Source organism: Streptomyces meridianus (assembly GCF_023703325.1).
In the GTDB taxonomy this organism is placed as follows: Bacteria; Actinomycetota; Actinomycetes; order Streptomycetales; family Streptomycetaceae; genus Streptomyces; species Streptomyces meridianus.
Window position 1 is genome coordinate 120010 of the sequence record NZ_JAMQGM010000037.1, and the last position, 21755, is coordinate 141764.

The window sequence follows — 21755 nt, forward strand, 5'->3', positions numbered from 1 at the left end:
AGCGCAACGACGGCGAGCGGGAGTGCGGACCAGTGGTGGACGTCCAGGGCACGGTGACGGGCGGCTTCGAGCCGGTCCGGGACGCCTTCGCACGCAACTTCGAGCAGCGCGGTGAACGCGGTGCCGCCCTCGCCGTCTACCGGGACGGCCGGAAGGTCGTGGACGTCTGGGCCGGCACCGCCGACGCCACCGGAGGGCCGGACTCCGCCCCGTGGACCGAGAACACCGCACAGGTCGTGCGCTCCGCCACGAAGGGCCTGGCTGCCGCCGTCCCCCTCATCCTGCACCAGCGGGGACGGCTCGACCTGGATGCCCCGGTCGGCACCTACTGGCCCGAGTTCAAGGCCGCCGGCAAGGAACGCGTCCTCGTCCGGCACCTGTTGTCCCACCGGGCCGGACTGCCCGCGCTCGACACCCCGCTCACCCCGGACCAGGCCGTCGACGGCGTGAGCGGACCGGCTGCCCTCGCCGCCCAGCGGCCCCTCTGGCAACCCGGCACGGACCACGGCTACCACGCGCAGACCTACAGCTGGCTGCTGGGCGAACTCGTCCTGCGGGCCACCGGTCGCACCATCGGACGCTGGATCGCCGAGGAGATGGCCCGGCCGCTCGGGCTGCAACTGTGGCTGGGCGTGCCCGAGTCCGACCAGGGCCCGGTCGGCCGTATCGGTGACGTGGAGACGCCGCCGCCCCCGCCTGCCCAGGGGCTGCGGGCGCGCCCCAAGCGGTCCGTGCTGGAGGCCTACCGCGATCCTGAGTCGCTGACCCGCCGCGCCTTCACGGCGATCCACCCCCTGCCCGACGAGAACGCCCCCGCCTACCGCGCCGCCGGCCTGCCCGCGTCCGGCGGCATCGCCACGGCACGCGGACTGGCCCGCTGCTATGCCGCGTTCGCCGGTGAGGTGGAGGCCGAGGCGGGCGGTCGGGCCGGACGGCTCTTCGTCCCGGCGACCCTGACCCTCGCCCGCACCGAGGAGTCCGCCGGACCGGACCGGGTGCTGGTCGTCAACACCCGTTTCGGGCTGGGGTACATGCTGCACGGGCCGTCCTCACCGCTGCTGTCGCGCGGTGCGTTCGGGCACCCCGGCCGCGGCGGATCCCTCGCCTTCGCCGATCCCGAGTCGGGCATCGGCTTCGGCTACGTCACCAACGGCATGCAGCAGAACGTCACCGCCGACCCGCGGGCCCAGGCCCTGGTGCGTGCACTTCGCGACTGCCTGCGGAGGTAGGACGACCACCGCGCGCGTGGTCAACCCGGCCGAAGGGGGCGGCACATGCGCGACCTCGGTCGTCGTCCCGAACATCTCCGCGGCTTCCGCAGGCTTCTCGTGCGACATCGATGACGGTTCTCGTCATGAGTGCTACGTGGCCGATCACGGTGTCCGGACTTCGGTGAGACCGAATCTCCCATAGTACGACATCTCCTGGCGCTGCCCTGCGAGTGGAGTTGTGAAGATCGCTGCCGATGTGGCGCTCGTCTCATCGGCCGAGGTGGCGCCGGCCCGGCGATGTGGGCCCGCGAGCGCTCCTGCGTCCCGGCGCAGGGCGACTATGGGCCGTGAAATCAGGATCCCGCGGTTACGCGAAGGTTGAAAGGTTTCGACGTCGTGTCAGCTCCCGCGGATTCCATGCCTTTCGCCGGAATTCTGGCCCCTCATCCGCCCATGGTGTGGCGGTTCGACGGCCTTACGCGCGAATGTGAAAGGGATGTGACGTTGCCCCACGGAATAGTCACTGGGAATACAGAAAATCGAGGTGGGCTTCCGCATAGCCCATGTGATCTGATCTCTGGGTAAGCGGGAGCGGGCTCCGTCTGACCGGTTGTCCCACACGCCAGTTGGGGTCTCCGGATCAACCCCCCGCCGAGTCGGCTGATGCTACGTCCATTCTCGTTTCGAAGGGAACACATACAATGAGCAACTTCACCAACCAGGTCGAGACCCGCGAGATCGCCGACGCCGACCTGGACAACGTCGCCGGTGGCATGTCCGCGGGTGTCGAGACCGCCAACCCGGCCGGTGCCCTGGGCGCCCTCTCCGGTGGCCTGCCGCTGTCCCTCCCGGCCCTGCCGACCGAGGGTGTCCTCTCCGGCGGCGTCGAGATCGCCCCGCTGGGCGCTCGTGGCGGCGTGCAGATCTGATTTCTCTTCGCGAGAGCGGCCCGTCCGGCAAGTCCGGGCGGGCCGTCCGCCGTTCTCCCGCAGGGGCACGTGCCCTGCGCCGTACGCACCCCGGTCGTACGCCCTGCACCGGCACCGCGCCCGCCGGGGGCGACGTACGGCTCCGGAGCCGGCAGCGGTCAGCCCGCGTGCAGCATCAGGCCGATGCCGACCACCATCAGCCCCGCGGCAGCGACCCGAGGACCGCCGAACCGCTCCTCGAAGAACACGGCCCCGATCGCCGCGCCCACCAGGATGCTCGACTCGCGCAGCGCCGCGACCGGCGCCAGCTCGGCCTGCGTCTGGGCCCACAGCACAAGCCCGTACGCCCCCACCGACAGCACCCCGCCGCCCAACCCGCGCACGGCGTGCGGCCGCAGTTGGGCCGGGAATTCCCGGCCGCGCCGGGCCAGCGTGAACAACGGGATCGCCGACCCCTGGACGATCATCAGCCAGGCGATGTAGCCGAGCGGAGTCCCCGACGCGCGCACCCCCACGCCGTCCACGACCGTGTAGACGGCGATGGCGAGTCCCGTCGCCATCGCCGCCGTGACCGCAGCCGTGCGCGGACGGCCGCCGCTGCCCCGGATGCCCCACAGGGCAAGGCCGACCAGTCCGGCGGAGGCGACCACGACCCCCAGCGACGCCCAGCCGTCCGGCCGTTCGCCGACGAACAGCGCGGCGAGCACCGTCACGACCAGCGGAGCGGTGCCGCGGGCGATCGGGTACATCTGGCCGAAGTCGCCCAGCCCGAAGGACCGCATGAGCAGCGCCATGTAGGCGACGTGGACCGCCGCCGAGACCGCCAGGTACGGCCAGGCCGCCGGTGCCGGCAGCGGCACCTGACAGGCGATCACCACCCCGGCCAGCGCCCCGCCCGAGGACACCAGGGTGAACGCGATCAGCTGGTCCCGGATGCGGTGGGCGATGGCGTTCCACCCCGCGTGCGCGACCGCCGCGGTCAGCACCGCCGTGGCGACGACCGGGGTCACACGCCCGCTTCGCTGACGTCCACCAGTTCGCCCCCGGCATGGTCGATCAGGGTCCTGGGGGCGAGCGCGAAGACCGTGTGCGGGGTCCCGGCCGCCGCCCACACCACGTCGTGCCGCAGCAGCCCGTGATCGGCGAGCACCCGGATCCGGGTGCGATGGCCGAACGGCGGTACGCCGCCGATGGCGTACCCCGTCGCCTCGCGCACGGTGGCGGCGTTCGCGCGCTGCACGACGGAGGCACCCAGCTCCTCCCGCACGAGCGTCAGGTCGACCTGGGAGGAGCCGTCCATCAGCACGACGACAGGTTCCCCGTCCACCTCGAAGACCAGCGACTTGACGATCCGGCCGGGATCGCAGCCGATTGCGGCGGCGGCCTGGGCCGCGGTCCGTACCGCGTCCGGGAACTCGCGCAGCTCCACCTCGAGGCCGAGCTCCTCGAGAGCCTCGGCGAAACGGGGGTGCGCGGTGGGGTGGTCCGAAGTGCTCATGGGCCGAACCCAACCACAGGGGTCCGGGCAACGCGACCGCCTTTCAGCACCCGGACGACGGCGGCCGGGCCGGGCACAGGGCACCGGTCGTCCGCGAGGAACGAGCGACGCGGCGCCCGGCCCGTGCCGGACGCCGCGCCGCCGGCGGCGGGCGTCTCGCCGCGCCTCAGCCGGCGCGCAGGATCGCCGCCACGACCGGCCCTGCGGAGTCACTGCCGTGGCCGCCCTCGGGGACGACCGCCGCGGCAGCCACGTCTCCGCGGTAGGCCGTGAGCCAGCCGTTCGGCTTCTTCTGGTTCATCACCTCGGCCGAACCGGTCTTCGCGCCGATGTCGCCGCTGAGTCCGGACATGGGCTCGGCAGCCGTCCCGGACGTCGCCGTGAGCCGCATCAGGGCACGCAGTTGCTGCAACGCGTCAGCCGAGAGCGTGCGGGGAGCCTTGGCCAGCTGCCGGTTGTCGAGCTCCGGGGAGACCAGGTACGGCTGACGGAACGTGCCGCTCTGGACCGTGGCCGCGACCGACGCCATGTTCAGCGGGTTCATCCGGACACCGCCCTGCCCGATCATCGAGGCGGCCTTCGGGGCGTCGTGCTGCACCGGCACGGCGCCGTCGAACGTCGGCACGCCCGTCTGCCAGTTGAGGCCGATGCCGAACACGTCACGCGCCTGCTGCGTCAGCGCGTCGTCCTTGATCTTCTTGGCCTGGGTGATGAAGGCCGTGTTGCAGGAGCGGGCGAAGCTCTGCGCGAACGTTCCGTCCTTGATCTCGAACTTCTTGTCGTTCTGGAACTTCCAGCCGCCGTAAGAGGAGTACTTGGGACACGGGTGCGGCTTGTCGTAGCCGGCCAGCCCCTTCTCCAGCAACAGCGACGACGTGATGACCTTCATCGTCGACCCCGGGGCGTAGGAGCCCTGGAGCGCCGCATTGAAGCCGTCGGCCGGGGAGTTCGCGACCGCGAGGATCTCACCGGTGCTGGGCTTGACGGCCACCACGGCGGCCTTGCGGTGCTTGTTGACCTGTGCCTCGGCGTTCGACTGGAGCCGCGCGTCCAGCGTGGTGCGCAGCGTCCCCGGCGTTCCCTTGGAGAGCACCTTCAGCGTCTCGTCCGGGCGCTCGGCCGCACGGGTCTTGGCGTCCGCACCTTTCGGCGCGGCACGGGAGATCCACAGTTCCACGCCGGGGCGGCCGTCCGTCTTGTCGCCGTAACGCTCGCGGAGCGAGGCCAGCACGCCGCGCAACGCCGGGTGCGACTTCGTGCTCAGCTCCACGCCGTTGCGGTCCACGGCCTTGATGGGCGGAGCGTCGGCCTCGCCGGTCTTGAGGGTGTCGCCCTCGCGCAGATGCGGGTGGACGACGGACGGCTCCCAGTCGAGCACCGGCTTGCCCGTCGACTTGTCCCGGGTCACGGTCAGCTCGGAGGCGTACTGCCACGGGGCCTTCTGCGTGCCGAACGCGATCACCGCATTGACCTTGAACGGGACGGTCCGCTGCGAAGCCCTGCCGGGCTCGAAGGCGACGTCGGAGATCCGGGCGTCCTTGTGGTACGACGTGAGGGCCGCGGCGGCGTCGGCCGGGCTGTCCGTGAGGGCGGCGGCCTTCTTCAGCGAGCCGCTCTCCCACGCGGACAGGAACTTCCGCGCCGTGGTGCGGACCTCGGCGGCACTGGGCGGACCTGTCTTCACCCGCGGACGGTCGTCCTCGGAGGTGACGGACGAGCTGCCCCCACCGGAGTCACTCATCAGGGCGTACGTCCCGACACCCGCTCCCACCACGGCAACGACCACTCCGCCGACGACGGCCACCTTCGCGCCATTGGTGCGCATTGCAGATCCCCACAGCCCTTCGGAGTCCTCCCCGGATCCCGCGGACCGGAGATGCGATCGCTGGGGACTCTACTTGACGTCCTCCCGGCCCTGAAGAATCGGGATTCCTGCCGTCCCTGCGCGCAGCTCCGGCCGGGCCGGCTGCCCTGCGCCGGCCGGGACACGTCCGTATCAGACCCAGGTGTCGAACCACATGCGGTTGCGCCACGCCTCCACGGGCAGCGGATCGCCGGTGAACAGCGGGTGGAAGTAGATGAAGTTCCACACGATGAGCAGCACCAGCACCCCGGCGCCGACCGTTCCCGCCACCCGCCTGCGCTCCGGGACCCCGGCCGGGCCCAGCATCGCACCGATCATCATGGCCAGCGCCAGGCACAGGAACGGCACGAACACCACGGCGTAGAAGAGGAAGATCGTCCGCTCCTGGTACAGGAACCACGGCAGCCAGCCCGCCGCGATGCCGCACAGGATGCCGCCTGCCCGCCAGTCCCGGCGCAGGGCCCAGCGGTAGATCAGGTACAGCACGGCGAAGCAGGCCGCCCACCACAGCACCGGGGTGCCGATCGCCAGCACCTCGCGGGCGCACTTGTCGACGGTGCCGGCCGGGCACCCGTCCTCCCCGGGCTTCGGTGACTCGTAGAAGTACGAGACCGGGCGGCCCAGGACCATCCAGCTCCACGGGTTCGACTCGTACGTGTGCGGTGACGTGAGCCCGACGTGGAAGCCGTAGACCTCCGACTGGTAGTGCCACAGGCTGCGCAGGCTGCCGGGCACCCAGCTCCACGCGCCGCCCCGGTGCGCCCCCTCCTCGGCCCAGGTGCGGAAGTATCCCCCGCGGGTGGCGAACCAGCCCGCCCAGGAGACGATGTAGGTGATCACGGCGACCGGGACCAGTGACAGGAACGCCGGGAGCATGTCCCGGCGCGCCACGGCACGCACCGGCCGGTACGCCCCGGCGGTCCGCCGGGCGCCGATGTCCCAGGCCAGGGTGAGCAGGCCGAACGCGGCGAGCACGTACAGGCCGTTCCACTTGGTGGCGCAGGCCAGGCCCAGGCACAGTCCGGCGGCGAGCCGCCAGGGCCGCAGCCCGAGACCGAGCCGGCCGCCGACGGTGGCGTCCGGCCGTACGGTCCCGGCCGTCCCGTCCCGTTCGGCAGCGTCGCCGAGCGCGTCGGCCAGCCGGGCCCGGGTCCGGTCGCGGTCGACGAGAAGGCAGCCGAACGCGGCGACCACCCAGAACATCAGCACCACGTCGAGCAGGGCGGCGCGGCTCATCACGAAGTGCAGGCCGTCGACGGCCAGCAACAGGCCGGCCAGGCAGCCCAGCAGGGTGGAGCGGAACAGCCGCCGGCCGATGCGGCAGAGCATCAGTACCGAGAGGGTGCCGAGAAGAGCCGCCATGAAGCGCCAGCCGAACGGGTTCAGCCCGAACAGCCACTCGCCCGCCGCGATCATCCACTTGCCGACCGGCGGGTGCACGACGTAGCTGGCCTCGGGACTGAGCAGCACGCTCGGCGGGCTCTGCAGGATGGCGTCGTTGGCGTTCTTCGGCCAGGTGCCCTCGTAGCCGTACTGCAGCAGTGACCAGGCGTCCTTGGCGTAATAGGTCTCGTCGAATATCACCGCCCGCGGGCTGCCCAGCTGCCGGAAGCGCAGCACACCGGCGAACAGGGCCACCAGGAGCGGGCCGCCCCAGGCCGACCAGCGGGCAAGCCGTCCGGCGGCGCGGGGGCCGAGGCCGAACACCGACCATCCCCCGGAGCCGCGGCCGGCGACGTCCCGGTCCGCGAACGGCGGCACGAGCCGCTCGCGCACGGAGGTCCGCGGCCGGTCCGTATGGCCGAAGTGCCGCAGCCGCTGCTGCCAGGCCGTCGGGGCGGCCCCGGGAGCACCCGCACCGGATGGGTGTCCGCCGGGCTGCCGCGCGTGCCGCGATCCTGTCGCCGTGTCACTGGTCACCGCGACAGGATAGGGAACGCGCCGGAGTGCTCCGCGCCTCGCGGGGCGGGTGCGGGCCCGACGGCGGCGGGCGGACCGTCTCCCGCCCGGCCGGCCTGGGAGGATGGCCGGGTGACTGGAACGCTCGTACTCGCAGGGACACCCATCGGCGACACCGCGGACGCCCCGCCCCGGCTGGCCGCGGAACTCGCCGCCGCCGACGTGGTGGCCGCCGAGGACACCCGCAGGCTGCGCCGCCTGACGCAGGCGCTCGGGGTCCAGCCGTCCGGGCGGATCGTGTCGTACTTCGAGGGCAACGAGGCGGCGCGAACGCCCGAGCTGGTCGAGCAACTGGCGGGCGGTGCGCGGGTGCTGCTGGTGACCGACGCCGGGATGCCGTCGGTGTCCGACCCCGGCTACCGGCTGGTGGCTGCGGCCGTCGAGCACGGCGTCCGGGTCACGGCGGTGCCGGGGCCGTCGGCCGTACTGACCGCGCTCGCACTCTCCGGTCTGCCGGTGGACCGCTTCTGCTTCGAGGGCTTCCTGCCCCGTAAGGCCGGGGAACGACTGGGCCGGCTCCGCGAGGTGGCCGACGAGCGGCGGACCCTCGTCTTCTTCGAGGCGCCGCACCGGCTCGACGACACGCTCATGGCGATGGCCGAGGTGTTCGGCGCGGAGCGCCGGGCCGCGGTCTGCCGGGAGATGACCAAGACGTACGAGGAGGTCCGGCGCGATTCGCTCGGGGAGTTGGCGGCCTGGGCTGCCAACGGCGTGCGCGGCGAGATCACGGTGGTGGTCGAGGGCGCGGCACCGCCCGGCCCGCAGGACCTGGACGCCGCCGAACTGGTACGACGGGTGGCCGTCCGCGAGTCGGCGGGGGAGCGGCGCAAGGAGGCCATCGCTGCGGTGGCCGTCGAGGCCGGAGTGCCGAAGCGTGAGGTGTTCGACGCGGTCGTGGCGGCGAAGAATGCCCATGCGCCGGGGAAGACCGGAAAGTCCGGGACGGCGGGGGAGGGCTGAGTGCTCACGGGGAGTTGTCCGCCTTCCTGTTCCCTGTCGCGTTTCCGACCCGTTCCCGTTTCCCGTTCCGTTTCGTGTGCCGTGTTTCTCGCTCATCGCCCGCCGTCGGTGCCGAGTCCTGCGTGCCGACGGCGGTGAACGACGGACCCCGGCGCTGTTTTCCGCTTTCCTTCACAAGTCTTTCAATTCTTCTGCGAATCGTCCCGTAGGGGGGACGAAGGGCTATTCTGAAGGGAAGTCCGGGGCGCATGGCATGCCCATTTCGCGGACGGTGGCCGGGTTCCGTCAGGGCCGCGGGAGTGGTCCGGCGCGCTGCCGCCGGAACGGGCGTCCACTGGATACGAGGGTTCGTCCCGGAGTCCTTGTCCAGCGGACAGGAGGAACGGTCATGAGCGACACCCCGGACACGACTCCGGACACTCCGCGGACGCCGCTCGGTCTCCCGGTCGATCATCCGACGACGCAGGAGGCGTACTCCTTCGCGTGCATGCGCTGCGGGCACGGCTGGGAGCAGGAGTACGTGATCGAGCACCATGTCGACGCGGCCGGCGAGGAGTACGTGGTCTACCGCGCCGACGGCCGGCGGGTCCCCTCCCCCCTGACCCGGCCCAGGTGCGCCAACTGCGGTCACACGGTGGTCCGGATCATGCGCTCGGGCCGGGTCTCCACGGCGCGCGGCGGATGGCTGTCCGACGTTCCGGCGGCCGGGCCGCTGGTCGTGCCCGGTGCCCACGAGACACCGCGAGGGGCAATGGCTGCGGCGTCCGAGCCAGCCGAGGCCGTCGAGAGGTCCCGGCCCGCCGGGGAGGAGCCGCCCGGTGACCGGGCGCCCGAGCCGGAGGCGGAGCGCGAGCCCCGGCACCGCCGGCACGTGCACGATCTGGTGCGCCTCCTGCACCGCGAACGGCACTGACGGCAGCCGGCGCCCCCGGAGCGCAACGCTCCGGAACGGTCCGAGGACGCAGACCGCGTGCGGAACCCGCCACGGTCCGCGTCCCAGGGGGCCGCCCCGGGCCGGACCCGCGGCCGCGTCCTACCATGACGGGCATGACGGCACGGACGGGCGGCAACGGCGGCAGCGGCGAGCGCGACAAGGCCGCTCCGCCACCTCTGCCCGAACCGCTGCGGGTCCCCGTCGCCGATTCGCACACCCACCTCGACATGCAGAGCACAAGCGTCGAGGAGGCGCTGGCCAAGGCCGCCGCGGTCGGTGTCACGACCGTGGTGCAGGTGGGCTGCGACGTCAACGGCTCCCGCTGGGCCGCCGACACCGCCGCGGCGCACCCTGCCGTCCTGGCCACCGTCGCCCTGCATCCGAACGAGGCCCCGCGCATCGTGCACGGCGACCTCGAAGGGTGGTCGCGCCAGGGAGCCCGGGAACCCGGCGGCACGGCCGCGCTCGAAGAAGCGCTCGCCGAGATCGACCGGCTGGCCGCGCTGCCTCAGGTGCGCGGTGTGGGCGAGACCGGACTCGACCGGTTCCGCACCGGTCCCGAGGGCATGGCCGCCCAGGAACTGTCGTTCCGCCGCCACATCGACATCGCCGAACGGCACGGCAAGGCGCTGGTCATCCATGACCGGGAGGCCCACGACGACGTGCTGCGCGTCCTCGACGAGGAGGGCGCCCCCGACACGGTCGTCTTCCACTGCTACTCGGGCGACGCCGAGATGGCCAAGATCTGCGCCGAGCACGGCTATCTGATGTCCTTCGCCGGCAACGTGACCTTCAAGAACGCCCAGCCGCTGCGCGACGCCCTGGCCGTCGTCCCGCTCGACCTCCTTCTGGTGGAAACCGACGCGCCGTTCCTGACGCCCGCCCCCTACCGCGGCCGCCCCAACGCGCCCTACCTCATCCCGGTCACCCTACGGGCGATGGCCGAGGTCAAGGGCGTCGACGAGGACACCCTCGCCGCGGCCGTCTCCGCCAACACGGCCCGCGTCTTCGGTCGTTGAAACCCGCACTCCCCCCGACTGTCCGTCACTATCGGTGCCCGTTCGACTTGGGAGAGTAGTCGGAGCTCCGCTACAGTCCCCGGGCCTACCGCCGGACCAGTGGAGCGTCGTGAGCAATTCCCAGGGCAGCCACCGGACAGTGCGCACCGGAACCCCCGCTGCGTCCGAGGCGCCGCCTGAGTGGCCCCGTCCGCCGTACGAGAGCCACGTCCGCCACCCCCACATCCACGGCCGGGACCTCCACGGGGCCCATGCACCGGCCGGTCAGGGGTACGGGTACGCCGACACCGCCCGGGCCGTTCACCCGGACCGGCCCCGGCCGCCCGCGCCCCGCGCAGAGCACAGGATCCCGGACCTGTACCTCCCCCCGCAGGCCCCGCCGGCCGGCGCCCAGGCCCCCGCCCACCCGTCGCCCCAGGCGTACCAGGTCCACGCCCCCGCGCCGTCCGTACCCGGCCCGTCGCCCCGCCCGGCGCCATCCCCGACTCCCGGCGGCGGACGCCATGCCGCTCCGGCTCCCGGCGTCCGCTCCGCAGAGCGACGGCCCACCGCGACCCTCCTCGACCCACTCGCCGCGCCGCGCACCGTGGCACCGGACGCCCCCACCGTCCCGCACTTCGTCGCACCCACCCTCGAACTCCCCCGGGAGGGGCGGGCCGCCGCCCGCCGCGCCGCACGAGCGAAGCGCGCAGCGGAACTGGACGCGCTGCGCCGCCTCGTCCCCCGGGCGCTCGTGGTCGCCGTCCTCGCCGGAGGGACCACGGCGTTCGTCGCCCACGACAAGGAGGTCCGGCTCAGCGTGGACGGCCGGGAGCGCTCGCTCCACACCTTCGCCGCCGACGTCGGCGGGCTGCTGGAGAGCGAGGGCCTCGACACCGGGCCCCACGACCTCGTCTCGCCGTCCCCGGGTGAGGCGATCACCGACGGCGACGAGATCAAGCTCCGCCGCGGGCGTCCCGTCACCCTCACCCTCGACGGGGAGCGGCACCGGATCTGGACCACAGCGCGCACCGTGGAGGGCGCCCTGCGCCTGCTCGGGGTCCGCGCCGAGGGTGCCCACCTGTCCGTGCCCCGGCACGCCGCCATCTCCCGCCGCGGCCTCGATCTGGAGGTCCGCACCGAGCGGACCGTCACGTTCCTGGCCGACGGCCGGGAACGCACGATCCGCACCAACGCGGCCACGGTCCGCCGTGCCGTGGCCGAGGCCGGCATCGTCCTGCGCGGCGAGGACACCACCTCCGTGCCGCCCGACAGCTACCCGCTGGACGGCCAGCGGGTGTCGGTGCTGCGGATCACCGGCAGCAGGGAGGTCCGCGAGGAGGTGACCCCCTTCCGCACGGTCGAACGCTCCGACCCGACGCTCTTCGAGGGCACCCGCGTCGTCGTCCGGCGGGGTGTCCTCGGCGTGCGCCGCGTCACCTACGCCCTGCGCACCGTGAACGGGGTCGAACAGAAGCCGCGCAAGCTCTCCGCCGAGACCGTCCGGGAACCGGTCGACCAGATCGAGCACATCGGCACCAAACCCCTGCCCGGCTCCGTCGGCGGCGCGGACGGCCTGAACTGGAAGGCGCTCGCCCAGTGCGAGGCCGGCGGGCGGCCGAACGCGGTCGACCCCTCGGGCACGCACGGCGGGCTCTATCAGTTCGACACCCGCACCTGGCAGCGGCTCGGAGGCACCGGACGGCCCCAGGACGCCCCCGCCGCCGAGCAGACCCACCGGGCCAAGAAGCTCTACGTGCAAAGGGGGGCGAGTCCGTGGCCGGTGTGCGGCCGTAAGCTTCACCAGTGAGCTTCAGCCCCACCACCCCCGGCCCCGACCCGTCGAGCGCCCTGCTGGGCCCCGCCGAGATCCGCGAACTGGCCGCCGCCCTGGGCGTACGCCCGACCAAGCAGCGCGGCCAGAACTTCGTCATCGACGCCAACACCGTGCGCCGGATCGTCCGGACCGCCGAGGTTCGCCCGGACGACGTCGTCGTCGAGATCGGCCCCGGCCTCGGCTCGCTCACCCTGGCGCTGCTGGAGCAGGCGGACCGGGTCACGGCCGTCGAGATCGACGACCTGCTCGCCGCGGCGCTCCCGTCCACGGTCGCCGCCCGGCTGCCCCGGCGCGCCGGCCGCTTCGGCCTCGTCCACTCCGACGCCATGGACGTGTCCGAGCTCCCCGGCCCCCCGCCGACCGCACTCGTCGCCAACCTGCCGTACAACGTCGCCGTGCCCGTGCTGCTGCACATGCTGGCGACCTTCCCGACCATCGAGCGCACCCTCGTCATGGTCCAGGCCGAGGTGGCCGACCGCCTCGCCGCCCCGCCCGGCTCGAAGGTCTACGGGGTGCCGTCGGTCAAGGCCGCCTGGTACGCCCACGTCACCCGGGCCGGCAGCATCGGGCGCAACGTGTTCTGGCCCGCCCCCAACGTCGACTCCGGCCTCGTGCGGCTGGTGCGCCGGAGCGAACCGCTCGCCACCCGGGCCACCCGGCAGGAGGTGTTCGCCGTCGTCGACGCCGCGTTCGCGCAGCGCCGCAAGACCCTGCGCGCGGCCCTCTCGGGCTGGGCCGGCTCGGCCGCCGCCGCGGAGGTGGCGCTGACCGCCGCCGGCGTCTCCCCGCAGGCCCGCGGCGAGGCCCTGACCGTGGAGCAGTTCGCGGCCATCGCCGAGAACCGACCCGACCGCTGAACCCCCGGCTCCGGCCGGCGGACCGCACCCCGCACCGGAACGCCGTGCCCGCCACGGCAGCCCCCACGCCCACCACACGAGGAGCCCCGTCCCATGTCCCCGGCGTACCCGGCGTACCCGGCGCCCCCGGTCCCCGTCACCGTCCGCGTCCCGGCGAAGGTCAACGTGCAGCTCGCGGTCGGCGGACTGCGCCCCGACGGCTACCACGACCTCGCCAACGTCTTCCTCGCGGTGTCCCTCCACGACGACGTCACCGCCACCCCGGCGGACACCCTGCGGATCACCGTCGAGGGACCCGACGCGGGCCGGGTACCGCAGGACCGGACGAACCTCGCCGCCCGCGCCGCCGAGCTCCTCGCCGCCCGCCACGGCATCGAGCCGCACGTCCACCTGCACATCGCCAAGGACATCCCGGTCGCCGGAGGCATGGCCGGCGGCAGCGCGGACGCCGCCGGTGCGGTGCTGGCCTGCGACGCCCTCTGGGGGACCGGAGCGAGCCGGGACGAACTCCTCGAGATCTGCGCCGAGGTCGGCAGCGACGTGCCGTTCAGCCTGGTCGGCGGGGCCGCTCTCGGCCGTGGTCGAGGCGAGCTGCTCACCCCCGTGGAGACCGGCGGCACCTTCCACTGGGTGTTCGCGGTCGCCGACGGCGGCCTGTCCACCCCGGCCGTCTACCGCGAGTGCGACCGGCTGCGCGAGGCCGCGGGAACCGGCTCCGGCGTCGCGGACGTCCCCGCCCCCGACCCCTCCGCAGAGCTCCTGGACGCCCTGCGCAACGGAGACCCGCGCGCGCTCGCCGCCGCCCTGAACTCCGACGGCGGCGCCAACGACCTCCAGCCCGCAGCGGTCTCCCTGCGCCCGTCCCTCGAGGCGGTGCTGCGCGCGGGCACCGAAGCCGGTGCGCTCGCCGGGATCGTCTCCGGCTCGGGACCCACGACCGCCTTCCTCACCGAGGACGGGGCGGCCGCCCGCAAGGTCGCCGACGGGCTCCGCGCCTCCGGCACCTGCCGGGCCGCCCGGGTGGCCACCGGCCCCGCGGACGGCGCCCGCGTGATCACTCGATAGCGCCCCCCGCGGCGGCGGCTACGCTGGGAACGATTCATACAAGGGCGCCCAGGGCCGGTCCACCGGCCCGGGGCGCGGGAGCTGGGGCGGAAGTGGCAACGAACCTCGTCAATCTGGAAACCGTCGACAAGGTGTACGGCACGCGTGCGCTGCTCGACGGCATCTCCCTCGGCGTCAACGAGGGCGACCGGATCGGCGTCGTCGGCCGCAACGGCGACGGCAAGACCACCCTCGTCCGCATCCTCGCAAAGCTGGAGGAACCGGACGCCGGACGGGTCACCCACTCCGGGGGGCTGCGCCTCGGCGTCCTCACCCAGCACGACTCGCTCGACCCCGCGGCCACCATCCGGCACGAGGTCCTCGGGGACATGGCCGATCACGAGTGGGCGGGCGACGCCAAGGTCCGGGACGTGCTCACCGGGCTTTTCGGCGGGCTCGGCCTCCCGGGCTTCCCCGACGGCCTGGAAACCGTCATCGGACCGCTCTCCGGCGGTGAGCGCCGGCGCATCGCCCTGGCCAAGCTGCTCATCGGCGAGCCCGATCTGATCGTGCTCGACGAGCCCACCAACCACCTCGACGTAGAGGGCATCGACTGGCTCGCCGCCCACCTGCGCGCCCGGCGCTCGGCGCTGGTGGTGGTCACCCACGACCGTTGGTTCCTCGACCAGGTCTGCACGCTGATGTGGGACGTGCAGCGCGGCGCGGTCCACGAGTACGAGGGCGGCTACTCCGACTACGTCTTCGCCCGTGCCGAGCGGGAGCGCATCGCCGCGACGGAGGAGGCCAAGCGCCAGAACCTGATGCGCAAGGAGCTCGCCTGGCTGCGCCGGGGTGCCCCGGCCCGTACCAGCAAGCCGCGCTTCCGGATCGAGGCCGCGAACGCGCTGATCGCCGACGTCCCGCCGCCGCGCGACAGCGCGGAGCTGATGAAGTTCGCCAACTCCCGGCTCGGCAAAACGGTGTTCGAACTCGAGGACGTCACCGTGCAGGCCGGCCCCAAGGTGCTGGTCGAGCACCTCACCTGGCAGCTCGGACCGGGCGACCGGGTCGCGCTGGTCGGCGTCAACGGTGCCGGCAAGACGTCGCTGCTGCGCACACTGGCCGAGGCCGCCCGCACCGAGGGCGAGCAGCAGCCCGCGCAGGGACGCGTGGTCGTGGGCAGGACCGTCAAGCTGGCTCATCTCTCGCAGGAGGTCGCCGAACTCGACCCGTCCTGGCGGGTGCTGGAGGCCGTGGAGGCGGTCCGCGGCCGGGTGGACCTCGGCAAGGGCCGGGAGATGACGGCATCCCAGCTGTGCGAGAAGTTCGGCTTCGCCAAGGAGAAGCAGTGGACGCCGGTCGGCGATCTCTCGGGCGGTGAGCGCCGGCGGCTGCAGATCCTGCGGCTGCTGATGGACGAGCCGAACGTCCTGTTCCTCGACGAGCCCACCAACGACCTCGACATCGAGACCCTCACCCAGCTCGAGGACCTCCTGGACGGCTGGCCCGGGTCGCTGGTCGTCATCAGCCACGACCGTTACTTCACCGAGCGGACCACCGACCGGGTCTTCGCCCTGCTCGGCGACCGGACACTGCGGATGCTGCCGCGCGGTCTGGACGAGTACCTGGAGCGCCGCCGCCGCATGCATGAGGCCGCGGTGCCCGCGCCGGCGGCCCCGGCCAAGGACAAGCCCGCGGGGGACAACCGGGCCGCGAAGAAGGAACTGCAGAAGATCGAACGGCGTCTGGACCGGATCGGGGACCAGGAGTCCAAGCTCCACGAGCAGATCGCCGAGAACGCCACCGACTTCGAACGCGTCGCGAAGCTGGACGCGGACTTGCGCGAACTCGCCTCCGAGAAGGACGAACTGGAACTGCGCTGGCTCGAACTCGCCGACAGCGTTTGAGCGTTGACGCCTCGGTGCGTCCGTCGCGCCGGCCGGGGTGGTTCGTCCGCCCGGTGCGACGGATTCGTCCCGGGTCCGTCACACCTGTCATGGCTGACACCCGCCCCCTTCACAACCCGGTTTCCAGTGGTACAAAGAACTCCCGCTCGCGAATCGTTGCTTGGCGGGTTCCGCGCCCGATTCGCTCCATCCCGGGAAGAACCGACCACCCGGGACAGCGGGGGAGTCCGGTCGGGCTGCGGACCCCCGTGAAGAGGTAGAAGCCCATGGCGAAGCCGCCGCCTCAGCCACCGCAGGAGCCGCCCCAGGGCGGTTTCGGCGCGCCGCAGGACCCACGCTCCGGTTCCACGGACGGACCGTCCGGATACGGGTACCCGCCGAAACAGCCCAGCGGGCAGCCGGGTTACGGCTACCCCCAGCCGCAGGGCCACGCTCCGCAGACCCCGCCACCGCCCGGCGCAGCGCCCGGGTACGGATACCCGGGGCCGCCCCAGCCGGGTTACGGATACCCGGGCCGGCAGCCGTACGGCCAACAGCCCTACGGGCAGCAGCCGTACGGCATGTACCCGCAGGGCACGTACCCCGGCGGCATACCCCCGCAGGGCGGCCGGTCGAATCAGCGGATGATGATCGTCATCAGTGCCGCGGTCGCGGTCGTGCTCGTGATCGCCGGCGGAGTCTGGTTCGCCAACAGCAATGACGGGGGCAAGGACGACGTCGCGGGTACCTCCGGGGGCAGCCGGGGCAGCGAGGACGGTGGCGGCACGGACCCGACCGAGGGGGGCGGCGAACGGCCCGCCGACGCCGATGCGAAGGCGGTTCTGCAGGTCCCCTACCCCTCCTCCGTCCCGGTCGACAGCATGCTGGTTCCCGGGCAGTGGGCGACGGCGAAGACGTACGCCAAGCCCTCCGTCTACTCGATCACCGGTTACCACGCCGACACCGGGAAGAAGGCCTGGAAGCTCCCTCTCGACGGCCAGGTCTGCGCCTCGTCGAGGCACGTCACGGCGGACGGGCGGACCGCGGTCGTCTTCCAGGAGCGGAAGATGAGCTCCGACAGCTCGTCCGAGCCCTGCAACCAGATCGCCGTCATCGACCTCGACGCGGGCAGGAAGCTCTGGCAGAAGAAGCTGCCGGGTGATCGTGTCTACAGCACCGGCCTGAGCCTGACCATCAGCGGCAACACCGTCGCGTCCGCCTGGATCGGCGGATCGGCCGGCTACTCCATCACCGGCAAGGAGCTCTGGAAGTCCGCCAGTTATCGCGGCTGCCGGCCCCGCGGCTACGGCGGCGGCAAGGCGCTGGTGGCTGTCACCGACTGCGGGAGCGGAATCGACAACGAGTACAAGGTCCAGAAGATCGACCCGGCGACCGGCAGGGCGAAGTGGAGCTTCGCGGCCCCGAAGGGCCTCAAGAACGTCAACGTCATCTCCACCGATCCGGTGGTCGTCGCCGTCGGCGCCGGCTCGGTGAGCACGACGGACATCATGTCCCTGGACGACAAGGGCAAGCTGCGCGCCCGGCTCTCACTCGAGCGTCCGGAACACGGGCAGCCGAAGTACGACCCCAACTGCCGGATCGACACCGAGTCCTGTGTGACGGTGGCCGTCGACAAGGACAACCTCTACCTTCCTTCGGAGGAGCACCAGGGCAAGTCCCAGTACGGGGACACGAACGAGATCATCGCGTTCGACCTGGGGACCGGGAAGCCCAAGTGGAAGTCCGACGCGGGGGAGAAGCGCACCATCCTGCCGTTGCGGATGGACGGTGACACGCTCATCGCCTACCGCCAGCCCACGCTGGACTCGGGTGGCCAGGTGGTGGGCATCGAGACCGGGTCGGGCAAGCAGACGGTCTACCTCAGATTGCCGAACGAGACGTCGGAGTCGGAGCGCAGGCTCGCACCGGGATACGGCACCGGCGCCCTGTACGTGAACGGGCGGCTTTTCATGTCGCGCGACTCGATCCGCAAGAACAGCACCTATGACAAGGAACTGGCGCTCGCCTTCGGCAGCTGACGGGCCGTCGTTCCCCGCAGGCCCGGTGCCACATCCACGATGTGGCACCGGGCCTGCGGCGTTCCGCCCAGGCGGGCGTGAGCCGTTCCTGTCCGAGCGCCGGGGTGACTCCCCGTTCGAGGTGCTGGACGGCGCTCCACCGCGCGTCCGCGGCGGGTGATGTTGCCCAGTGAGCACCGTGTGCAACGGGCCGTCTTCGCGGCCGACTCCGTGCCGAGGCAGGTTGCCTTCGCCGCATCGTGCCCGCGGCGCTCCTTCCGGTGGCGACGATGCGCGCCGTCCCGCGCTCGTGTGGCCGCGGTGCGAGGGCGCCGCTCCACGCCCTGGAGCCAGCCGGTGCTGAAGGCAATACGTGGTTTCAGAGCAGTCGTTGGATCTGCACCATGTCATCACTTCATGCCGTGCAACCTTTTCCAGGTATGGCGCACGTCACAGATCAGGAGTCCCGTCTGTTCCTAATGAACCGTCAAGTCCATTGGACAGCAAGCAGTGTTGTGGATTTCATGTGACGGCTGGAGCGCTCCGCTCGCCCTCCCCCAGGGGCGATCTCGCAGTCGGCGCTCAGCAACTCCGGGTGCGCAGTCGCGCATTCGGACGGGGGGTGGGGGGAGGGGCTTTCGTTCTTCCTTGCGCCTGGCCGCAAGTTCGGGCCGGACCGGAACCGATGGACGAGGAATATGATGAAGCCACTCGAGAGACCTGGAAGAAAATCTTCGGCACGGAGGCTCGCACGGGGCGCCGTCGTGGCTGCGACGGCCGGGGCACTGGTCTGGCTGGCCGTGACGGCCGGCGCGCAGGGCAGTCCGTCCGGGACGACACGGTTGGTGGCCGACGAGGGCCCCGGATATGCGGTGGAGGACTTCGACTACCCGCAGGCCGACAAGATCCTGGCCGAGCAGGGGATCACGCTGAAGCGCGGTGACGGGCACATCGTGCTCGCGGACTGTGCGAGCGAGACGGGCCTGCTGGAGGTATGGGCTCGGCAGCAGGACAAGATCTGCTTCCGGATGACCGGCGACTCGGGCTGGCTGACCATGGAGATCCCCTCGGTCTACGGGGTCAAGGGCAACGACTACACCACGCAGGTGGACATGACGGTGGGTACGGAGGAGAAGACCTTCGACATCGCCAAGAACTCCTGGACCCCGGTGGGCGAGAGCGCGGACGAGCAGGGGCGCGAGCACATGCTGGTGGAGATCAGGTCCTCCAAGTAACCGTCACCGTCCGATGGTTCACCTGCCATCGGAACGCCCGGTTCTCCCCTCATGCCCCTACCCCTTCGGGGCGGGCGCACTCCGTCTCTCTTTCCGAGGATTCTTCGTCATGCGACACCGCAGATCCATCCGATTCGCCGCGCTGGCCGTTGCCCTGGCCGTCGGCCCCACCGCGTTGCTCACTGCCGTTCCGGTGGCTGCCGTCACCGGCGCTCCGGCGGCCGATCAGACCCACGCCTTCACCGCGCGCCTGGACATCGGCGACACCACCCGCGGCTGCACCGGCGTCCTGGTGGACACCGAGTGGCTGCTGACCGCGGCCAGTTGCTTCGCCGACGACCCGGCGCAGAGCCTGTCCGTCCCGGCCGGCAGGCCGAAGCTGAAGACCACTGCGACCATCGGGCGTACCGACCTGACCACCACCGCGGGCGCGGTGCGCGAGGTCGTCGAACTCGTGCCGCGCGACGACCGGGACGCGGTGCTCGCCCGGCTCGACCGGCCGGTCACCGAGGTCGCGCCCGTCGCCCTCGCGGACAGTGCCCCGGCCACCGGTGAGGAGCTGGCCTTCGCCGGTTACGGGCGCACCCGCACCGAGTGGGCGCCGCTGAAGCTGCACACCGGCACGTACACCGTGGATGCCTCCGACGCGACCGCGGCCACCGTCACCGGCAAGGACGGGGTGTCGGCGTGTGCGGGCGACACCGGCGGTCCGGTGCTACGCGCGTCGACCGGCGGAGCGCAGCTCGTCGCACTCACCAGCCGCTCTTACCAGGGAGGTTGCTTCGGCGTCGACGCCGCCGAGACCCGGACCGGAGGCGCGGCCGCCCGGGTGGACGACCTGGGCGGGTGGATCGCCGAGACCACCGGTGCGGCCGCCATGACCGACTTCAACTGCGACGGCCTCCGGGACGTCGCGATCTCCGACCCGGACGCCACGGTCGCCGGGGCGGCCAAGGCCGGCCGGGTGCAGGTCGTCTACGGCGGAGGCAAGGGCACCGCCGAGATCACCCAGAACACCCCGAACCTCCCGGGTGACTCCGAGGCCGGCGACCTGTTCGGCAAGGCCCTGGCCACCTTCGACCACAACCAGGACGGCTGCACGGACCTGGCCGTGGGTATCCCCGGCGAGGCGATCGGCGCCGAGGCGAACGCGGGCGGCGCGCAGATCGTCTACGGTGCGCCGGACGGCATCGCCACCGGCACCGCCGCGGTCGCCCTGTACCAGGGTGCGGGCAGCGGCGCGCTGGCCTCCTCGGTCTCCGAGGCCGGTGACCAGCTCGGCGCCTCGCTGGCCGCGGGCACGACCGCCGCGGGCGCCCCGTACCTGGCGGTCGGCGCGCCGGGCGAGGACTCCGCGGGCGGACTCACCGACGCGGGCGGGGTCTTCTACCTGGGCTCCACCGGCCTGAGCAACGTGGTGCTCCATCAGGACAGGCTGGACGTGCCGGGCGTCATGGAGGCGGACGACAAGTTCGGCTCCGCGATCGCCGGTTCTCCGCAGCATCTGGCGATCGCCTCGGGCGGCGAAGCCATCGGCACCAAGGCGAACGCAGGCGGGGTGGCGCTGTTCACCCATGCACGCAACGCCGACAACCTCCCCACCGGAATCACCGGCCTGGACCAGGACCAGGACACCGTGGAGGGCGGGGCCGAGACGGGCGACCGGTTCGGCGGCGCGCTGGCCATGGTCTCCTACCGGTCGAGCGCTTCGGCTGACGGCACGGAGTCCGTCCTGGCCGTGGGCACGCCCGGCGAGGACGGCACCTCGGCCGCGGACGCGGGCCGGGTGGACACCTTCCTGCTGACCGGGACCGGCGCCACCCAGATGACCGGGATCTACCAGGGCTCCCCCGGAGTTCCCGGCGCAGTGGAGGCCGGTGACAACTTCGGCGCCACCCTGGCCGCGGTCGACACCGCCCCGGACGAGGTCAGCACGGCGAGGAACACGCTGCTCGCGGTCGGCGTGCCCGGCGAGGACACCCCCGAGGGCGCCGACGCCGGCACGGTCTACACCTTCGGCCTCACCGGCGCCCCGGGTGACTCGGTCGCCACGGTCCACCCCGGCAAGTTCGGTATCCCCGGCACTCTGGGCGCGAACCAGAAGGTCGGTTCTGCTCTGACCGCCACCGGCGCCGACCTCTACCTCGGGATGCCGTTCGGCCCGTCCACGTACGGCTCGGTGCACACCGTGCCCTGGGCGAACGTCTACGACGCGGCCACCCAGACGGTGACCACCCACGAGCCGGGCAGGAACGGCCTGCCCGCCACCGGCGACACCTTCGGCACCGCGATCCGCTGACCACCCGGCCATTCCTGGCCACCTCCGCAGGCCGGTCTCTCCCCGGCCGGCCTGCGGACCGGACGGAGTCCACTGCACGGCGGTCCACCGGGTCGCAACCGCCCCGGGCGGTCCCGGCCCACGGACGCCCGAAGGTTCTGCTCCACCGATAGGCCGCCATCGGCACGGCCCCGGGACCACAACGAATTGCCGACGAACCGAAGACGGGGGATGCCCGCGTCCCCTC

General features: G+C 72.4%; 16 protein-coding genes. 12 read left to right on the forward strand and 4 right to left on the reverse strand.

The features are described 5' to 3' along the window. Positions 1–32: 32 nt before the first annotated feature. Positions 33–1229, forward strand: a complete 1197-nt coding sequence (locus M1E25_RS17400) for a serine hydrolase domain-containing protein (protein ID WP_251416537.1) — start codon at positions 33–35, stop codon at positions 1227–1229. A gap of 683 nt (positions 1230–1912) precedes the next feature. Continuing rightward, positions 1913–2140: a hypothetical protein gene (locus M1E25_RS17405; protein ID WP_251416538.1), complete on the forward strand. Its 228-nt coding sequence runs from the start codon at positions 1913–1915 to the stop codon at positions 2138–2140. Between the two features lie 158 nt (positions 2141–2298). Here the strand turns inward: M1E25_RS17405 and M1E25_RS17410 are convergent, their stop codons facing one another. From M1E25_RS17410 to M1E25_RS17425, 4 genes are all read right to left on the reverse strand, one after another. Then, complete coding sequence (locus M1E25_RS17410; RefSeq protein WP_251416540.1) at positions 2299–3150, reverse strand: EamA family transporter; 852 nt, start codon at positions 3148–3150, stop codon at positions 2299–2301. Then, a complete protein-coding gene (locus tag M1E25_RS17415) occupies positions 3147–3638 on the reverse strand; it encodes a YbaK/EbsC family protein (protein ID WP_251416543.1) in 492 nt (163 codons plus the stop codon). The genes M1E25_RS17410 and M1E25_RS17415 overlap by 4 nt, the downstream gene beginning before the upstream one ends. Positions 3639–3804: 166 nt before the next feature. Then, on the reverse strand, positions 3805–5463 hold the full coding sequence (locus tag M1E25_RS17420; protein ID WP_251416546.1) for a penicillin-binding transpeptidase domain-containing protein: 1659 nt from the start codon (positions 5461–5463) through the stop codon (positions 3805–3807). 171 nt (positions 5464–5634) lie between these two features. Further along, complete coding sequence (locus M1E25_RS17425; RefSeq protein ID WP_251416548.1) at positions 5635–7422, reverse strand: dolichyl-phosphate-mannose--protein mannosyltransferase; 1788 nt, start codon at positions 7420–7422, stop codon at positions 5635–5637. Between the two features lie 111 nt (positions 7423–7533). Here M1E25_RS17425 and rsmI point away from each other — a divergent pair, with 111 nt between their 5' ends. The 10 genes from rsmI (at position 7534) to M1E25_RS17475 (ending at position 21529) form a co-directional block, all read left to right on the forward strand. Then, on the forward strand, positions 7534–8421 hold the full coding sequence (gene rsmI, locus M1E25_RS17430) for a 16S rRNA (cytidine(1402)-2'-O)-methyltransferase (protein WP_251416551.1): 888 nt from the start codon (positions 7534–7536) through the stop codon (positions 8419–8421). A gap of 388 nt (positions 8422–8809) precedes the next feature. Next, a complete protein-coding gene (locus tag M1E25_RS17435; RefSeq protein ID WP_443735589.1) occupies positions 8810–9334 on the forward strand; it encodes a hypothetical protein in 525 nt (174 codons plus the stop codon). A gap of 134 nt (positions 9335–9468) precedes the next feature. Next, positions 9469–10374 carry a TatD family hydrolase gene (locus M1E25_RS17440; RefSeq protein WP_251416554.1) on the forward strand — a complete coding sequence of 302 codons (906 nt, stop codon included), beginning with the start codon at positions 9469–9471 and terminating at the stop codon, positions 10372–10374. Between the two features lie 109 nt (positions 10375–10483). Beyond that, entirely contained in the window at positions 10484–12163 is a 1680-nt protein-coding gene (locus M1E25_RS17445) for a resuscitation-promoting factor (protein WP_308290439.1), read from the forward strand. After that, positions 12160–13047: a 16S rRNA (adenine(1518)-N(6)/adenine(1519)-N(6))-dimethyltransferase RsmA gene (gene rsmA / locus M1E25_RS17450; protein ID WP_251416556.1), complete on the forward strand. Its 888-nt coding sequence runs from the start codon at positions 12160–12162 to the stop codon at positions 13045–13047. The genes M1E25_RS17445 and rsmA overlap by 4 nt, the downstream gene beginning before the upstream one ends. Before the next feature lie 93 nt (positions 13048–13140). After that, positions 13141–14112 carry a 4-(cytidine 5'-diphospho)-2-C-methyl-D-erythritol kinase gene (locus M1E25_RS17455; protein ID WP_251416558.1) on the forward strand — a complete coding sequence of 324 codons (972 nt, stop codon included), beginning with the start codon at positions 13141–13143 and terminating at the stop codon, positions 14110–14112. 92 nt (positions 14113–14204) lie between these two features. After that, entirely contained in the window at positions 14205–15998 is a 1794-nt protein-coding gene (locus M1E25_RS17460; protein ID WP_251416560.1) for an ABC-F family ATP-binding cassette domain-containing protein, read from the forward strand. A 266-nt stretch (positions 15999–16264) separates the two neighbouring features. Beyond that, entirely contained in the window at positions 16265–18016 is a 1752-nt protein-coding gene (locus M1E25_RS17465) for an outer membrane protein assembly factor BamB family protein (protein ID WP_251416563.1), read from the forward strand. A 680-nt stretch (positions 18017–18696) separates the two neighbouring features. Next, positions 18697–19230 (forward strand): hypothetical protein, encoded by a 534-nt coding sequence (locus M1E25_RS17470; protein ID WP_251416565.1) that lies wholly within the window; start codon positions 18697–18699, stop codon positions 19228–19230. A 109-nt stretch (positions 19231–19339) separates the two neighbouring features. Then, a complete protein-coding gene (locus tag M1E25_RS17475) occupies positions 19340–21529 on the forward strand; it encodes a S1 family peptidase (protein ID WP_251416567.1) in 2190 nt (729 codons plus the stop codon). Positions 21530–21755 lie beyond the last annotated feature (226 nt).